The 13,326-nt window shown below is 60.5% G+C and carries 16 protein-coding genes and 1 pseudogene; 16 read left to right on the forward strand and 1 reads right to left on the reverse strand.

From position 1 onward, the window contains the following. From GA0061099_RS37335 to GA0061099_RS37370, 8 genes and pseudogenes are all read left to right on the forward strand, one after another. Positions 1–289, forward strand: a pseudogene (locus tag GA0061099_RS37335) (hypothetical protein); the annotation flags it as partial. Then, positions 289–1,191, forward strand: coding sequence for a hypothetical protein (locus tag GA0061099_RS37340; protein WP_074448553.1), 903 nt, complete (start codon positions 289–291; stop codon positions 1,189–1,191). The pseudogene GA0061099_RS37335 and the gene GA0061099_RS37340, both read left to right, overlap by 1 nt. After that, positions 1,188–1,604: a hypothetical protein gene (locus GA0061099_RS37345; RefSeq protein ID WP_244621009.1), complete on the forward strand. Its 417-nt coding sequence runs from the start codon at positions 1,188–1,190 to the stop codon at positions 1,602–1,604. The genes GA0061099_RS37340 and GA0061099_RS37345 overlap by 4 nt, the downstream gene beginning before the upstream one ends. Continuing rightward, positions 1,585–2,484 (forward strand): hypothetical protein, encoded by a 900-nt coding sequence (locus GA0061099_RS37350; protein WP_074448554.1) that lies wholly within the window; start codon positions 1,585–1,587, stop codon positions 2,482–2,484. The genes GA0061099_RS37345 and GA0061099_RS37350 overlap by 20 nt, the downstream gene beginning before the upstream one ends. Positions 2,485–2,492: 8 nt before the next feature. Next, on the forward strand, positions 2,493–3,782 hold the full coding sequence (locus GA0061099_RS37355; RefSeq protein ID WP_141697783.1) for a hypothetical protein: 1,290 nt from the start codon (positions 2,493–2,495) through the stop codon (positions 3,780–3,782). Then, positions 3,782–5,338: a hypothetical protein gene (locus tag GA0061099_RS37360; RefSeq protein ID WP_074448556.1), complete on the forward strand. Its 1,557-nt coding sequence runs from the start codon at positions 3,782–3,784 to the stop codon at positions 5,336–5,338. Before GA0061099_RS37355 ends, GA0061099_RS37360 begins: the two co-directional genes overlap by 1 nt. A 91-nt stretch (positions 5,339–5,429) precedes the next feature. Further along, positions 5,430–6,167: a transglycosylase SLT domain-containing protein gene (locus GA0061099_RS37365; protein WP_074448557.1), complete on the forward strand. Its 738-nt coding sequence runs from the start codon at positions 5,430–5,432 to the stop codon at positions 6,165–6,167. 3 nt (positions 6,168–6,170) lie between these two features. Further along, a complete protein-coding gene (locus GA0061099_RS37370; protein ID WP_074448558.1) occupies positions 6,171–7,166 on the forward strand; it encodes a phage tail protein in 996 nt (331 codons plus the stop codon). Here GA0061099_RS37370 and GA0061099_RS40800 read toward each other — a convergent pair. Further along, positions 7,065–8,348, reverse strand: a complete 1,284-nt coding sequence (locus tag GA0061099_RS40800; protein ID WP_141697784.1) for a hypothetical protein — start codon at positions 8,346–8,348, stop codon at positions 7,065–7,067. The two genes, GA0061099_RS37370 and GA0061099_RS40800, sit on opposite strands and share 102 nt — an antisense overlap. A gap of 170 nt (positions 8,349–8,518) precedes the next feature. On the opposite strand from GA0061099_RS40800, the gene GA0061099_RS37380 reads away from it, so the two are divergent. The 8 genes from GA0061099_RS37380 (at position 8,519) to GA0061099_RS37415 (ending at position 13,194) form a co-directional block, all read left to right on the forward strand. Further along, positions 8,519–9,259 carry a M15 family metallopeptidase gene (locus GA0061099_RS37380; RefSeq protein WP_244621010.1) on the forward strand — a complete coding sequence of 247 codons (741 nt, stop codon included), beginning with the start codon at positions 8,519–8,521 and terminating at the stop codon, positions 9,257–9,259. 1 nt (position 9,260) lies between these two features. After that, positions 9,261–9,629: a hypothetical protein gene (locus GA0061099_RS37385; RefSeq protein ID WP_074448560.1), complete on the forward strand. Its 369-nt coding sequence runs from the start codon at positions 9,261–9,263 to the stop codon at positions 9,627–9,629. Between the two features lie 114 nt (positions 9,630–9,743). Next, entirely contained in the window at positions 9,744–9,980 is a 237-nt protein-coding gene (locus tag GA0061099_RS37390; RefSeq protein WP_074448561.1) for a hypothetical protein, read from the forward strand. Next, on the forward strand, positions 9,977–10,183 hold the full coding sequence (locus tag GA0061099_RS37395; RefSeq protein WP_074448562.1) for a hypothetical protein: 207 nt from the start codon (positions 9,977–9,979) through the stop codon (positions 10,181–10,183). The genes GA0061099_RS37390 and GA0061099_RS37395 overlap by 4 nt, the downstream gene beginning before the upstream one ends. 398 nt (positions 10,184–10,581) lie before the next feature. Further along, positions 10,582–11,328: a ribonuclease H-like domain-containing protein gene (locus GA0061099_RS37405; protein WP_074448564.1), complete on the forward strand. Its 747-nt coding sequence runs from the start codon at positions 10,582–10,584 to the stop codon at positions 11,326–11,328. Positions 11,329–11,580: 252 nt separating this feature from the next. After that, positions 11,581–11,727 carry a hypothetical protein gene (locus GA0061099_RS41715; protein ID WP_158644899.1) on the forward strand — a complete coding sequence of 49 codons (147 nt, stop codon included), beginning with the start codon at positions 11,581–11,583 and terminating at the stop codon, positions 11,725–11,727. Further along, entirely contained in the window at positions 11,724–11,912 is a 189-nt protein-coding gene (locus GA0061099_RS37410; RefSeq protein ID WP_074448565.1) for a hypothetical protein, read from the forward strand. Before GA0061099_RS41715 ends, GA0061099_RS37410 begins: the two co-directional genes overlap by 4 nt. Before the next feature lie 235 nt (positions 11,913–12,147). Next, on the forward strand, positions 12,148–13,194 hold the full coding sequence (locus tag GA0061099_RS37415; protein WP_141697785.1) for a hypothetical protein: 1,047 nt from the start codon (positions 12,148–12,150) through the stop codon (positions 13,192–13,194). Positions 13,195–13,326 lie beyond the last annotated feature (132 nt).

Consider the following 13,326-nt stretch of genomic DNA (forward strand, 5'->3'; position numbering starts at 1 on the left):
GGCCACGCTCGAGACGGCCGAGCAGGGCACGGATGGGCGGCGGATTTATGTGAACGGCTTCCGGCCGGTCACGGATGCAACGACGTTTTATGGCTCAGCTTCCTATCGCGAGACGCAGCAGGATGCGCCAACCTCTACGGCTGAGATCGTGCGCAACTCGCGAACCGGTCGTTGCGATATGCGCCGCTCGACGCGGTACTCGCGGTTCAAGGTGCGTATCCCGGCTTCAACGGCGTGGACCTTCGCAGCCGGCGTCGAGCCTGATGTGAGGCCAGAGGGCTTTACCTGATGACGGTCTACGCGCCTGGAACGCTGGAGACCGATCAAAAAAAGCAGAATATGGCCCTGCAGCAGTACGCTGCAGCCATCAATGCGGCTGAGACAGACATTGCGTCACTGCAAACGAGTGTCGCGACGAACACGGCCAACACTGCGACCAATACGACCAATATAACGAACCTTACTCCTGGCCATTTATTCGGTCTGACGCTCTCGACGGTGGGCTCCAGCGCCACGTTCTCGGTTGCGGCGGGCTCTGCTGCTGATAGTGCCGGAACTGCTGTCATGGCTTTGGCGTCAGCCATCAGCAAGACAACAAGTTCTTGGGCGGTCGGAACGGGTAATGGCGCGCTTGATACTGGGTCGGTCGCCAACAGCACGTGGTATCACGTCTTTCTGATCAAGCGGACCGACACCGACGTTGAAGACGTGTTGATCTCGACTTCGGCATCAGCGCCGACGATGCCGGCCAGCTACACGCTCAAGCGGCGCATTGGTTCGATGCTGACAAATGGATCGGCGCAGTGGGTCAAGTTTGTTCAGCTTGGCGACGAGTTCTTGTGGGACACTATCGTCAACAACGCCAACGCGCAGAATCCGGGAACGTCGGGTACGCTCTACACCCTGACCGTTCCAACTGGCGTTCAGGTCTTGGCGCAATTGTCCATTCTCTGGTTCAACGTCACCTCGAGCAACTACCTGTTCGTGTCCTCGCCCGACATTACGGCGCCCACCGTCACGACCGCGACGAATGCGACGCTTTACAGCGTGGACAGCACACATCCTGGCGTCACGGGCGCTTATGTCAGGACCGACACATCCGGCCGGGTGAGGGCAACATCCAACGGCTCTAACGGGTCGATGTACATCAACACGGTTGGTTGGGTCGATCGTCGGGGGCGGGACGTTTGATCGCTCAGCTCATCTGCGTTGATCCGGCACGCATCGATGAGATGTGGCCGCATGTGCGGGACAAGATCAGGGCGGCTATCGAGCGAACTGGCCTCAGCAGCTTCGCTGACATCGAGGCTGACGTCCTGACGGGCATGCAGCTCTGCTGGATCGCTTGGAATGGCAGCGAGATCATGGCTGCGGCAACAACGCAGCTTGTGAAGCCATTGAGCAAAGTTTGCGTGCTGACGGCGTGCTCTGGTTACGATCGTGACCGCTGGCTTCCGCTGTTCGCTGAAATCGAGAAGTACGCAGAAAACGAAGGCTGCTCCTCTATGCGGATCTATGGCCGCAAAGGTTGGGAGCGGGTGTTGACTGGCTATCGCGCCGAACACGTCATCTTGGAGAAGCGCCTTGGGCGGCAAGAGCACTAGCACGACCACGCAATCGAGCGAGACCAACCCCTGGGCGCCGGCACAGAGCACCCTTACGGGCATTCTCGGTCAGCTCAATTCCTATCTGCCGCAGACCGGCCTTACGAGCGTGCAGAACGACGCACTGAACACGATCCAGAAGAACAACGCGACGGCGAGCGGCTACAACCCGGCTATCCAGTCCTACACCCAGGACATGCTCAGCGGCGGCGGTGCGCTCAATCAGCAGGGCGCGATCAACAACGCCTATAAGCAGTATTACGACCAGACTAACCCGCTGGCGTCCAACGTCAATTATGACCCGTATTCCACGCCAGGGTTCAAGGACGCCATCAGCACGATGGTGTCGGACATCACGAACGCCAATAATAGCAGGTTCGCTGGGGCGGGTCGCGACTTCTCCGGGGCGAATGCTCAAGCGCTCGGCCGCGGCATCGCTCAGGGCGTCGCTCCGACGATCGCCGCTCAGTACAATCAGAACGTCCAGAACCAGCAGGGCGCGGCCGGCAACCTCTACAACGCCGGCAACACCACGGCTGGGCTCAATACCGGCTTGCAGAGCCTCTACAACAGCAACCGCGGCGCGGGCGTTTCCTCGGTCGGGACCGGCCTTGACGCCATGAACGAGGCCGCGAAGTCGAACTTGGCGGCTGAGGCTCAGCGGCTCAACATCCCGTTGTCTAACCTTGGCCTTCTTGCCCAGATCGGCGTTCCCATCGCTGGCCTCGGTGGCACTTCGAGCGGCACGAGCAAGACTGAAAACCAGGCCTCCGGTTGGCAGCAATTCCAGCAGGCCATGAGCGGCCTTGGCAGCTTCTCGAATGGCCCCGGTGGCCAGAGCTCGGGCAGCGGCGTCATGGGCCTCCTGAACTTCCTGTAGGACGATAGATGGCTGGACTCCTCGATTACCTGACGAACCCGATCGGGACGGTTGGCGCTGGTTTGCTCGGCAACGTCTTCGACTACTATCGCAACATGCCGCAGCCGCAGATGGACAACAGCGGTCCGCAGTATGACCCGATGGGATCGTTCACGGGCATTAACGTAGCGCCCCGGGCGCCGGCTGCGCCGCCGTCCGTCTTCAGCACGGGCGCTCCCGCCTTCATGCCCACGCCAACCTTGCCGCAGCCTCAGGCGCCGGCTCCTGCTTCCGCTCCGGCTGCCCCGCAGCTTGAGAACCCGATTGCTGTTGGCAATTACCAGATGCCGCGCGTCGGCAATCCGGATCAGTACATCCCGCAGCAGGCCATGACGCCGCCGTCCGCCACGCTAACGCAGGGGCAATTGCCGTCCGCTGGGCCCTCTGGTGCGCTTCCGCCGGCACTTGAAGGGCCGGCGCCTCTTTCGCGCATCTTCAATCCGAACGGCCTCATTGCAAAGCTGACTGGCAACGACGCGCGCTCTCAGGCGCAGCAAAATCTTCGTGCTCAATATGAGGCGCTGGTGCCGCTCGTAGGGCGGCAAAAGGCCATGCTTGCCATCCTGAACCCCGAGGCCGGCAAAACGATCTTGGCCCAGGCTCTGGAAAAAAAGAACTACGGCTTCCAGAAGATGGACGATGGCACGCTCGTCCGGACTGATCCGCAAACGGGCAAGGTCGAAACTGCTTTTGGCGGCGGGGAGGCGAACAGCCAGGGCGTCGCTGGTCCTGACGGAAAGATCATTCCTTATCCTGCCGGACTTGATGCCGCTGGCCGCAAGACGTTCGCCAACGAAATTGCCAAGATCAACGCTGACGCAGCGGCCGGCAAGAAAACCGAAGTGCAAGGCGCCGCCGAGCAATTCGGCAACCGCATGGAGAATGCCGAAAAGAGCTTTAGCAAAGTCAGCACAGAGGGTCTTGGACTTTCTGGTGCGGCGCAGGGCGCCGCTGGCTCGATCCCGGTTGCTGGCAACTTCCTCAAGACCGAGAACTTCCAGAAGATGGAGCAGGCCAAGCGCGAGTGGGTGACGGCTCTTCTCCGCAAAGAGTCGGGCGCCGCGATCGGCCGAGACGAATACACGCAGTATGACCGCCAGTTCTTCCCGCAACCGGGTGATGGTCCTGGTGTGGTTGCTCAGAAGGCAGAGGCTCGCCGCGTTGCTATGGAGGCGATGAAGAAGACGGCGGGCCCCGGCTACAAGTCGCCTGCCGGCAACACCACTCAATCGGGTGTGAGCTGGAGCATCGTGCAATAATGGCCGTTCTCGATATCGGCGGAACGCGAGTGTCGGTTGATGACAGCTTCCTTAAGCTGGCCCCCGAACAGCAGCATGCGACCGTCGAAGAGATCGCGAAGTCTCTGCCAAAGGCAGTGCCCGCTCAGCCTTCGGTTGGCGTCGGCGAGGACCTGGCGAAGTCGGCCGCGTCTGCTCCCGGACGCGCTGCCGGTAGCCTGCTCGGCTTGCCTGGCGATCTCTATCATCTCGGCCTTCGCGCCCTCGGCGACAACCTGACGCCGCGGTCTGATTACGGTTCGGAGGCCATCCGGGAATCCCTCGGCTCGAGCTATGAGGCGAAAACCGAGCCGGGCCGCTTGCTCCAAAAGGCGGCCGACTTCGCCCCGGCTTTGATCGGCGGTCCTGAAGCCCTGGCTGTGAAGGCCTTAACGCGCGTGGCAGCGCCTGCGGTCGCGAGCGAGGCGGGTAGGGCGGTTGCCGGGCCTTATGGCGAGGTCGCGGGCGCTCTCCTTGGTGCTGGCGGCGCTACCGCGGCGGCTCGTAAGTTTCAGCAGATGGGCGCCGCTCGTTCGGCCGCGAACGCCATCCCGTCCACGGAAGACATCCTCACGACCGCGCGGGGCCAGTTCAAGGCCGCCGAGGATATGAACGTGGTGGTCAAGCCGGACTTCACCTCGAACGCCGCGAACGACATGCGGTCGGCTTTGCGGGGCTTCGATCCCGAGGGGCAGGCTCCGGTCTTTAAGGCCGTCGATCGGCTGGAGGCTTTGGGTGCGTCCGCTCCGGGTCTTCCTCCGGTCGCCGTGCCCATGAACGAGATCGAACTGATCCGCAAGCAGCTCACTAACTTAAAGATGAGCTCGGATGCTCCGACCCGTGAAGCCGCCCGCAAGGCTCTCGAAACGCTGGTTGGAAGCCAGAAGGGCTTGACCGCTGCTGATGTGGTGGCGGGCGACGCCGCGCTCTACAGCAAGACCGTGCAGGACGCGGTCGGCAACTACGCTGCCGGCAAGCGTTCCAATACGGTCATGGGCAAAGCTGCACTTGGCGATTTGAACGCGGCAACGGCCGGCTCTGGCGCCAACGAGGATAACGCGCTCCGCCAGGCCATCAAGCAGCTTGTTCGCCCGGTCAATAACGACATCGTTCCGAAGGCCCAGCGGCTCGGCTTCAATCAGTCTGAGATCGAGGCGATGAACCAGGTGGCGCGCGGAACGCCGGTCGGCAACGTGGCGCGCTACATCGGAAAGCTTGCCCCTACGGGCAGTGTGTCTGGCGTGCTGAGCGCTGGCGCTGGTTATGGTGCGGCTGGCCCTATGGGCGCTGTTGCGCTGCCTGCTGTCGGCTATCTTGCCAAGAAGATCGGCGATATGTCCACCAAGAGCGCCGTGAAGTCTCTGGATTTCCTGGTGCGGTCGCGTTCTCCGCTGGCTCAGCAAGTTGCCGCACAGTTGCCGCATGTCGTCGCTCAGCTTCCGACCAAGTCGCAGCGCATCTTGCAGACGCTAGCCGTTGCTGCGCCGCCAATTCGTCAGCAGATAGGTCAACCCGTAGGCCAGCCCGTAGCCCAATAGGGCCGGAATCAACCCGTTCGGCGTCCATTTCAAGTGAATGTTCGTCGCAATCACCGCAAACATGATCAGACCTTGAAGGCAAAACCACCACATGGGCTTGGTTGACTCCATTATCGGCGTCGAGAGCGGCGGCAACCCAAATGCCACCAATCCTCGTTCGTCTGCGTCCGGTCTCGGTCAGTTCATCGACAGCACGTGGCTGGCAACCATCCGGCAGGCTAAGCCCGATCTCGCCGGCAAGACCGACGCCGAACTGCTGGCTCTGAAAACCGACCCGCAGCTTTCGCGGGAGATGACGGAAGCCTACGCCAACCAAAACCAAGCCATCCTATCAAAAGCCGGAGTCCCTGTAACCCCCGGCACGACCTATCTCGCCCATTTCGCAGGACCGGGCGGGGCGGTGAAAGTGCTCCAGGCCGATCCGAATGCCATGGCTGGCGACGTCCTCGGCGCCGCCGTCGTCAAGGCCAATCCATTCCTTGCCAACATGACCGCGCGGGACTTGCAGGCGTGGGCGGACAGGAAGATGGGTGGAAGTAGCCCCCAGCCCCAGCCCGCACAGGCAGCCCCCGCAGCCCCGGCAAGCGGCCTTCTGGCGCAAGCCCCTCAATCCCCCACCGGCCTCGCTCCTCCCCAGGCTGGCGGTCTCCTTCAGGCCCCCACCTTCCCGCAGGCGCCCCAGCAGACCGGAGGCGGTCTGTTCGCCCAAATGCCCGCCGAGCAGGCCATGCAGGCCCCGCCCATTCAGTTTGTCCAGCGCCGGCCGGTCAATCTCGCCGGCCTTCGCAATGCGCTCCAGCAGCGCGCCCCGATCTTCTCAAGAGGCTAATCGATGGGTCTTTTCCATTATCTCTGGTCGCGCACGGCGGCCAGCAACGCCACGGCTGACTCTAACGTCAATTGGGCTGAGGGCATGGCCCCGAGCGCCGTCAACGACTCTGCGCGCTCCATGATGGCGTCTCTGGCTGGCTACCGTGACGACATCGCAGGCGCAATCACGACGGGCGGCACCTCGACGGCTTATACGGTCACGACGTACCAGGTATTCGATACGCTGGCGCATCTCAGCGGCCAGATCGTGGCCTTCACGCCTCACGCGACGAATGGCGCCACGGTCACGCTCAACGTTGACGGCCTCGGCGCAAAGCCGCTTCGCTCGGCTCCCTCCGTCGAACTTCCGGCGGGTGTTCTGATCGAGGGGACGCCATACGTTGCGCTCTACAACAACAGCGATCAGGCGTTCTATCTTCAGAGCTTCTTTTCCAACCCCTACTCTATCCCGATCGGGGCAAGCATCGATTACTGGGGCTCAACCGCACCTAACAGCTCCTTTGTCCTCGCTTATGGCCAGGCTATCTCGCGCACGACCTATTCGACGCTGTTTTCCATGTTCAGCACGACCTATGGTTCTGGCGACGGGTCAACCACGTTTAACGTCCCTGATCTGCGAGGCCGCGTTATTGCGGGCAGGGGAGACATGGGGGGAAGTGACGCTGGCAGATTGACGACCACCTACCTGGGCGCAAATCCAGCGGCGTTGGGCTCGGCTGGCGGCGGTGAAACCAAGACACTCGCGACCGCAAACCTCCCAGCTTACACGCCGTCCGGCTCAGTCGGACCGCAGTTGAGCTTCACCTATTCGGCTGGTAGCAATTACGACGTATCAGGTAGCAGCTTCGGCGTTAGCACCATTGCTGCATCTGGCCTCAGTTCAACGGTTACGCTCTCAGCTCAGTCGTTCACGGGTGTGGCTCAAGGAGGCACGAGCACGCCCTTCGCTCTGCTTCAGCCAACTATCATCGCCAACAAATTGCTGCGGATTATCTAACATCCGCGCCATCTGTGCGGATGCCAGGCAAACTCCAATAGCAGCCGCGGCGCTCCTGGAAACGAATAGATCGTGAATCTGGCTGTGATTGCTCAATATCTCAAACCAGACAATCGGAATTAGAGCGGGCCACGCCGTCGCAAGTCTTGGCGTTAATTTGACCCCGAGGAAGATCAGCGCGGGGACGAACAAGATAACTCCCCAACTCAGGAAGGCGTTCAGGAACACCTTTGTTGTTGCCGCAAGCGGATAGTGCGAGACCTTCACAAAGTCGCCCGCTATCCTGAATGTGGCCGCACCAAGCACATCTGAGAGGATGTCGAAGGACGGGTCAACGAAGTAGGCAGACAGCCACTTGGCCGACCACGTGGCGGCGTAGCCTGCAAACCATGCCAAGACGACTAGCAAAGCGAAGCCGGAACGACGACCGGCCGCCAAAAGAAAGAACGCCAACAGCATCGGCATCCACGGCGGGTTGACCAAAAAGTCAACGAAGTTGAACACGGAGCCGAAGGCGGCTGCACTCACGATGAGCGCGCGGTCCGATGAGCCGCTGTGGATCATTCGGGCGAATATACCGGCGCCGCCCACGATCACCACGGTGCTGACCGTGTGTGGCGTTACGTGCCAGATACGGACGAAGTCGGACAGGAGCACGACCGGAGCACAAAGCCAGATGGTCGCCCGTGTGCCAATCAGCCGGTCTGATTGAACGACGAAGAGCGCGGCCACGCTGGCCAGAACGGCCAGATTGACGAGCTTCAAGAGTAGGATCGGTATCAGCGACGCAAGGGGCGCGCTGTAGATCCGGTATCCATGCCAGTACCGAGCGTAACGCTGCCAATTGACACTGTTGGGGTCTACCGCGGCCTGCTTCAGGTCATCGCAGGCGTGCCGCTCAGAGGCGGGGCGAGGGGCCATGATGCCTTCTTCGAGTGGGCCGACATTTGGCTGCATGCCCTCGCCAAGGGCATAGCAGTCGGTAAACCGATCGCCGCTCGCGATGATCTGGTTCCGGTGTGAGGCATCGACAAGGACGCCGGAATCGAAGGCGCTCTTGATGTGCAGCCACGTCCGCTCTTTTGAGATGATGTTGTCGAGATTCGCCATCGCGAAGAAGTAGACGGGTTGGAGCAGCAGCACCAAAGCCGCCGCGACCACCAAAGATATGAAGTTCCTCAAATCAGCCTCCCAGCCGGAGGCTTTTTAGCATCAACCCACGGTAGCCGAAAGGACCTGCCAATGATTAGCCATGCACTATCTTTCCTTGCCGGAGGCCTGACCGTTTACTTCTGGCCCCAGATCAAAGCCAAGCTTCTGGCCGCCTACGATTGGGCCGTGGGCAAGATCTGATGCGCTGGCCGAATGACGACGCCGCATCGCTGAAGGCGTTCTACGGCGACCCTGCGAAGGGAGAGCCCGGCCAGCGCCTTGTCCCCGTTGTCCCTCCGTTCCGGATGACCTACGAGGGCAAGCCCATCAAGTCCATCATGTTTCACAAGAAGGCCGCGCCGGCCCTCAAGGCCGCTCTGGATGAGATCTGGGAGCACTACGGCCGGGATCAATCGAAGATCGATGCAATCAGTGTGTCGAAGTACTCCGGCGCATACAATCCGCGGCTGATCCGTGGCAGCAGGACCAAGTGGTCGAACCATGCCTATGGCGCCGCGATCGACTTCGACGCCGAGCACAATGGTTTCAACACGGGCCACGGGATCATGCCGCAGCCCGTCGTTGATGCGTTCAAGCGGCAGGGCGCGCTCTGGGGCGGAGATTATCGTGGTCGCACTGATCCCATGCATTTCGAGTTCTGTTCGCGCGGCGCCGCTCCTCTCGGCTTTATCGACCCGCCACAAATGGACGGCGACAGCGATGTCGGCGGCGACGAAGTTGACGACATCCCGCCTGATGCGGCTCCCGAAAGCTCTCTCCTGAAGATCATCAAGAGCAAGATCGCGTGGGCTTCATCCGCTCTTGGCGGACTCTCAATCACGTCCGTGATGGGCTTCCTTACGGACTGGCGCGTGGTCGCCGTGATCGTTGCCGGCTTGCTGGTCGCTTACATCATCTACGAGCGAAGCCGCAAGCCATGAGATGCCCGACAAAGAAGTGGTGGCAGAAATGAGCACAATCTACATCGCCCTCGCCGGGATCATGCCCCTGATTGCCTACTTCGGCACGGGCAGCGTGGTCATGCTCGGGCTGTTCGCTGCCGCCTGGTTCTCGCCTGTGTTTAAGAAAGAATTTCTCTGGGCCGGATTGGTCGTCGCCGCGTTCATGGCCGCATTTACGATAGGAGTCTACAACGGTGAACAACGTGTCCGCGCTCAGTGGAATGCTGCAAACAATTTCGGAGCCAGTGAGGCAAAAAAGGCGCGCGAAGATGCTGTTCGCACTGTTCGCCGCAAGTCTGCTGGTGGGGTGCAAACACACCGAAGAGACCCTGACTGCCGCGACTGCTAGGCAGGCGAAGTGCGACTGGACTAGCAAGATCACCTATTCCAAGCGCGATACGGCGCCGACGATCGAGCAGATCCAGATTCACAATCGGTCTGGCCGCAACGTGAAGTGCTGGAAATGACGCAGGAGGAAGCGGAGGCCATCGCAACAAAGGCCGTCGTCGCTACCTTGGCTCGGTTCGGCATCGAGGACGGGGACCATAAGGAACTGGCCGCCGACTTCATGCACCTTCGCCGCTGGCGGAAGAGCGTAGAGCAGGCGCAGGGGTACACGTTCAAGGTCGTCATCACGACGATTGTTGGTGGCGTTCTCGGGGCCATCTGGCTCGGCTTACAAGCGATGCTGCATCGATGATCAAGGCAATGCTGATCGCGTTTGCGATCGCAACCATTGTTTGCGCCTTCATCGATCAGCCCATCAAGATCAAGCCAGTTCAAACTGATTACTGCGTCATTTCCTACCGGGCTGCCGCCAAGGACGAGCTCGGTGGGGTTCACATCGTCTGGACGAAAGGATGGGGGCTTTGCTCAGAATTAGACAGATACGAGGAAATTTAGCGCATGGGGCTGATCAGTCTGAAGTTCGTGGCAGCCTATTGCATCGTGGTAGCCGTCTTGTCGCTGGTGTGCTTTGCGCGGGAATGGTGGCTCTGGCGACAGGGCAAGTAGCCGCCCACGACCGCAACAAGCCCGGCCTAGACGACTGGTACAGATCGCTCCAGAGCGGCAAGGGGCCATGCTGCGGCGGCCCATCCGAAGACGCAACGCACCTTGACGAGCTTCAGTGGCGGTCGAAGGGTGACGGGTACGAGGTCTTTGTTGAGGGGCAATGGCTCGAGGTCCCGCCGCCGGCAATCGTTCCGGTGCCGAACAAGGATGGTCGCGCCTTGGTGTGGCTGTATCACTACGATGGGAAGCCGGTAGTGCGCTGCTTCCTGCCGGGGATGCTGACCTGAATGGGGGCAAAACTCCTATTTCTGGACATCGAAACCGCTCCCATCCTGATGACGTCGTGGTCGATGCGACCACCCTATGCCGGAGCGGTCTGGGTTGAACGTGACACCTTCATCCTCATGTTCTCCTACAAATGGGCGCACGAAAAGCAGGTCAAGACAGTCTGCCTTCCTGACTTTCCTCGCTATAAGCGCAGCAAACACGACGATAAGGATCTTTGCCGCGATCTTCATTCTCTCCTGGATGAAGCGGACCTTGTTTGCGCGCACAACGGCGACGCATTCGACATCAAGAAGATCAACAGCCGATTGATCGTCAACGGCTTCCAGCCGCCAAGCCCATACAAGACGATCGACACACTCAAGATCGCCCGCCGGGTCTTCAAGTTCGACAGCAACAAGCTGGACAATATCGGCCGGTATCTCGGGGAGGGGCGCAAGATCCCCAACACGGGAGCGGCGCTGTGGCGAGGCTGCGTCGAAGGCGATCTGAAGGCCTGGGCCACCATGCGGCGGTACGGCAAGCAGGATACGGCGCTGCTCGCCAACGCTTACGAGCGGCTGAAGTGCTGGGCGCCCAATCACCCGAACCTCAACCTCTATAAGGCTTATCAGGATAGGGTTGGATGCCCGACATGCGGAAGCACGAACACACAGCGTCGCGGCGTCGCGGTAAAGAAGGCGTACAAATACTATCGATTCCAGTGCAACGACTGCGGGTCGTGGTTCGAAGGCACGCGGGTCACGTGAGGCGCTATCACTTGGCCGACGACGAGCCCATGGCATTTGATGACTGTGATCTCCCCGACTGGCTGGTCGGGGGCGACTGATGACGAGGAAAGTCGTTCAGGTCGAAGACGGTGAGTGGGTCACGATCACATGGAAGAAACAGCGAGAGATGTGCTGCGGCTGCGGCCTTGAGCACGACGTTGATTATCGCGTTGAGGACGGGAAACTACAATTCCGGGCTGTTCAGCGCGGACGCAAGAGGACAAAATCTGAATGATGTCACCCGCGCTGGTGTGCTTCGTCGGCGTGATCTACGCCTACATCGCAGCCGAACAGTTCTACCTCGAAAATCCGTCGATGGGCGTAGTCTATGCCGGTTACGCTTTTTCGAATATTGGGTTATGGTGGCTCGTGAAATGATCACCTATTTCAAGTACGTTCCTCATGGCTTCGCGCACGTCTGGGAGGCGGCAGGTTGGATCAAGACACCGGCATTGAATGGGACGCATCACGACCACTACTCGGCGCTGATGCAGGCTGGCCCGAACTGCAAGCTGGACCAGGACGGAGAACCGATTTGCCCTCCACTGGAGACCGCAGCATAACGGTGGCTGCGGTCGGATGCGTAACCGTGGTTGATGGCGAGATCACGTTGATGCTGGGGCCGGGGGATCATTCCTGCCAGCGCTGGCGCCTTTCGGAAGGTCTCGCCGATAAGCTCGAGTTCGAGCTCGCTACCGCCAGGATGCGACGCCGCTAACCCACCCCACAAACACCCCTTCGCACTCGGCGTCAGTGAGACTGGCCGAGCGCTTTGTCATGCCATTGGAGATCTAAAACATGGGATTTGGAAAGCTGGGAGCCATGGGAAGGGGCTTTGGCCATCTCGGTTCCCTTGGGAGAGCGGCAGCCAGCACGCCAGCATGGGTTATGTCCGGCGCCAGCGCTGATGTGGACTTCGCCAACAACAGGGCGTGGGTTACGGGCCTAGGTGTGGTCTCGATCGCCTCATTGATCGCGATTTCGAGGGCGTCGAACGAGACTGACCTTCTCTGGACGTCTGCATCCGGGGCGTCCTACAACACGTTCGGGAATGACGCTCTGGCGCTGAATTCTGGCGGCCTCAACATCTATGGCGCCGCAACGAACCTTCTTCTGAACTCGACAGTGCCTGCCACTCAGACCGTCACGCTTTCCGCAACCGGCAATTACACCCTTTGGGTAAACGGCAGCGGTTCAGCCGCAATCGCGGCGGGCACGGCGACCATTACGGGTGCCGGAACTGCAACGAATGGCACTCCGGTCACGATCAACTGTACAGCCACGGGGACGGTTAATGTCACCGTCACAGGGTCTCTAAACGCCTTCCAACTGGAGTCGGGAACGTTTGGAACACCACTGATCATTACCGCTGGCGTGTCCGCCACGCGAGCCGCTGACAACATTACGCTCGGGACCACCCTGAACAATCTTTGGGTGAACCAGACGGCGGGCTGGGCTTCCATGCGGGCAAGCAGCCCGAACCAAGTCGTCAACATTCTTTCACGCCTTCTCGACACCAACTCAGGCGCGGCGCAATTCCAGATTTCCGGATCGGCAACCAATCGGGGGGCCGTGAACCGGAATTCTGCCAATGCGGTGACGACGGCAAACGCCTATACCGCCGGCACGACATTGCAGATGTCAGGCACATGGAGCGCGTCAGCCATGGCGATATCGCTCAATCAGGGTACCGTTGTCTCTGGAACGCCGGCTGCTTTCACATCGGGCACGACCAATCTTGGTAATCGCGCCGATCTCGCGAGGCCGTGGAGCGGAGCCATCCAGCGGCTTGTCCTGGGTAGCACCACGCTCTCGAACGCCGCTTTGCAAGCGCTGTCTCCGTGATCGATTATGTTTTACGGTTTGCGACTGAAACGGCTGCGAGAGCTGACTCGGTCGTTGGGGCTTATTTCGCGAATAGTGTTTGGAAGCGGGATACCGTCCTCCCTAATCCGAGAGTCCAGAACCTTCAGAATG

Source organism: Bradyrhizobium yuanmingense, assembly GCF_900094575.1.
GTDB classification, from domain to species: domain Bacteria; phylum Pseudomonadota; class Alphaproteobacteria; order Rhizobiales; family Xanthobacteraceae; genus Bradyrhizobium; species Bradyrhizobium yuanmingense.

What these genes read in the sequence shown, in the direction of transcription:
- GA0061099_RS37340 (WP_074448553.1), top strand. Translation starts at nt 289, where the DNA reads ATGACGGTCTACGCGCCTGGAACGCTGGAGACCGATCAAAAAAAGCAG.
- GA0061099_RS37355 (WP_141697783.1), top strand. Translation starts at nt 2,493, where the DNA reads ATGGCTGGACTCCTCGATTACCTGACGAACCCGATCGGGACGGTTGGC.
- GA0061099_RS37360 (WP_074448556.1), top strand. Translation starts at nt 3,782, where the DNA reads ATGGCCGTTCTCGATATCGGCGGAACGCGAGTGTCGGTTGATGACAGC.
- GA0061099_RS37365 (WP_074448557.1), top strand. Translation starts at nt 5,430, where the DNA reads ATGGGCTTGGTTGACTCCATTATCGGCGTCGAGAGCGGCGGCAACCCA.
- GA0061099_RS37370 (WP_074448558.1), top strand. Translation starts at nt 6,171, where the DNA reads ATGGGTCTTTTCCATTATCTCTGGTCGCGCACGGCGGCCAGCAACGCC.
- GA0061099_RS37380 (WP_244621010.1), top strand. Translation starts at nt 8,519, where the DNA reads ATGCGCTGGCCGAATGACGACGCCGCATCGCTGAAGGCGTTCTACGGC.
- GA0061099_RS37385 (WP_074448560.1), top strand. Translation starts at nt 9,261, where the DNA reads ATGCCCGACAAAGAAGTGGTGGCAGAAATGAGCACAATCTACATCGCC.
- GA0061099_RS37390 (WP_074448561.1), top strand. Translation starts at nt 9,744, where the DNA reads ATGACGCAGGAGGAAGCGGAGGCCATCGCAACAAAGGCCGTCGTCGCT.
- GA0061099_RS37395 (WP_074448562.1), top strand. Translation starts at nt 9,977, where the DNA reads ATGATCAAGGCAATGCTGATCGCGTTTGCGATCGCAACCATTGTTTGC.
- GA0061099_RS37405 (WP_074448564.1), top strand. Translation starts at nt 10,582, where the DNA reads ATGGGGGCAAAACTCCTATTTCTGGACATCGAAACCGCTCCCATCCTG.
- GA0061099_RS41715 (WP_158644899.1), top strand. Translation starts at nt 11,581, where the DNA reads ATGATGTCACCCGCGCTGGTGTGCTTCGTCGGCGTGATCTACGCCTAC.
- GA0061099_RS37410 (WP_074448565.1), top strand. Translation starts at nt 11,724, where the DNA reads ATGATCACCTATTTCAAGTACGTTCCTCATGGCTTCGCGCACGTCTGG.
- GA0061099_RS37415 (WP_141697785.1), top strand. Translation starts at nt 12,148, where the DNA reads ATGGGATTTGGAAAGCTGGGAGCCATGGGAAGGGGCTTTGGCCATCTC.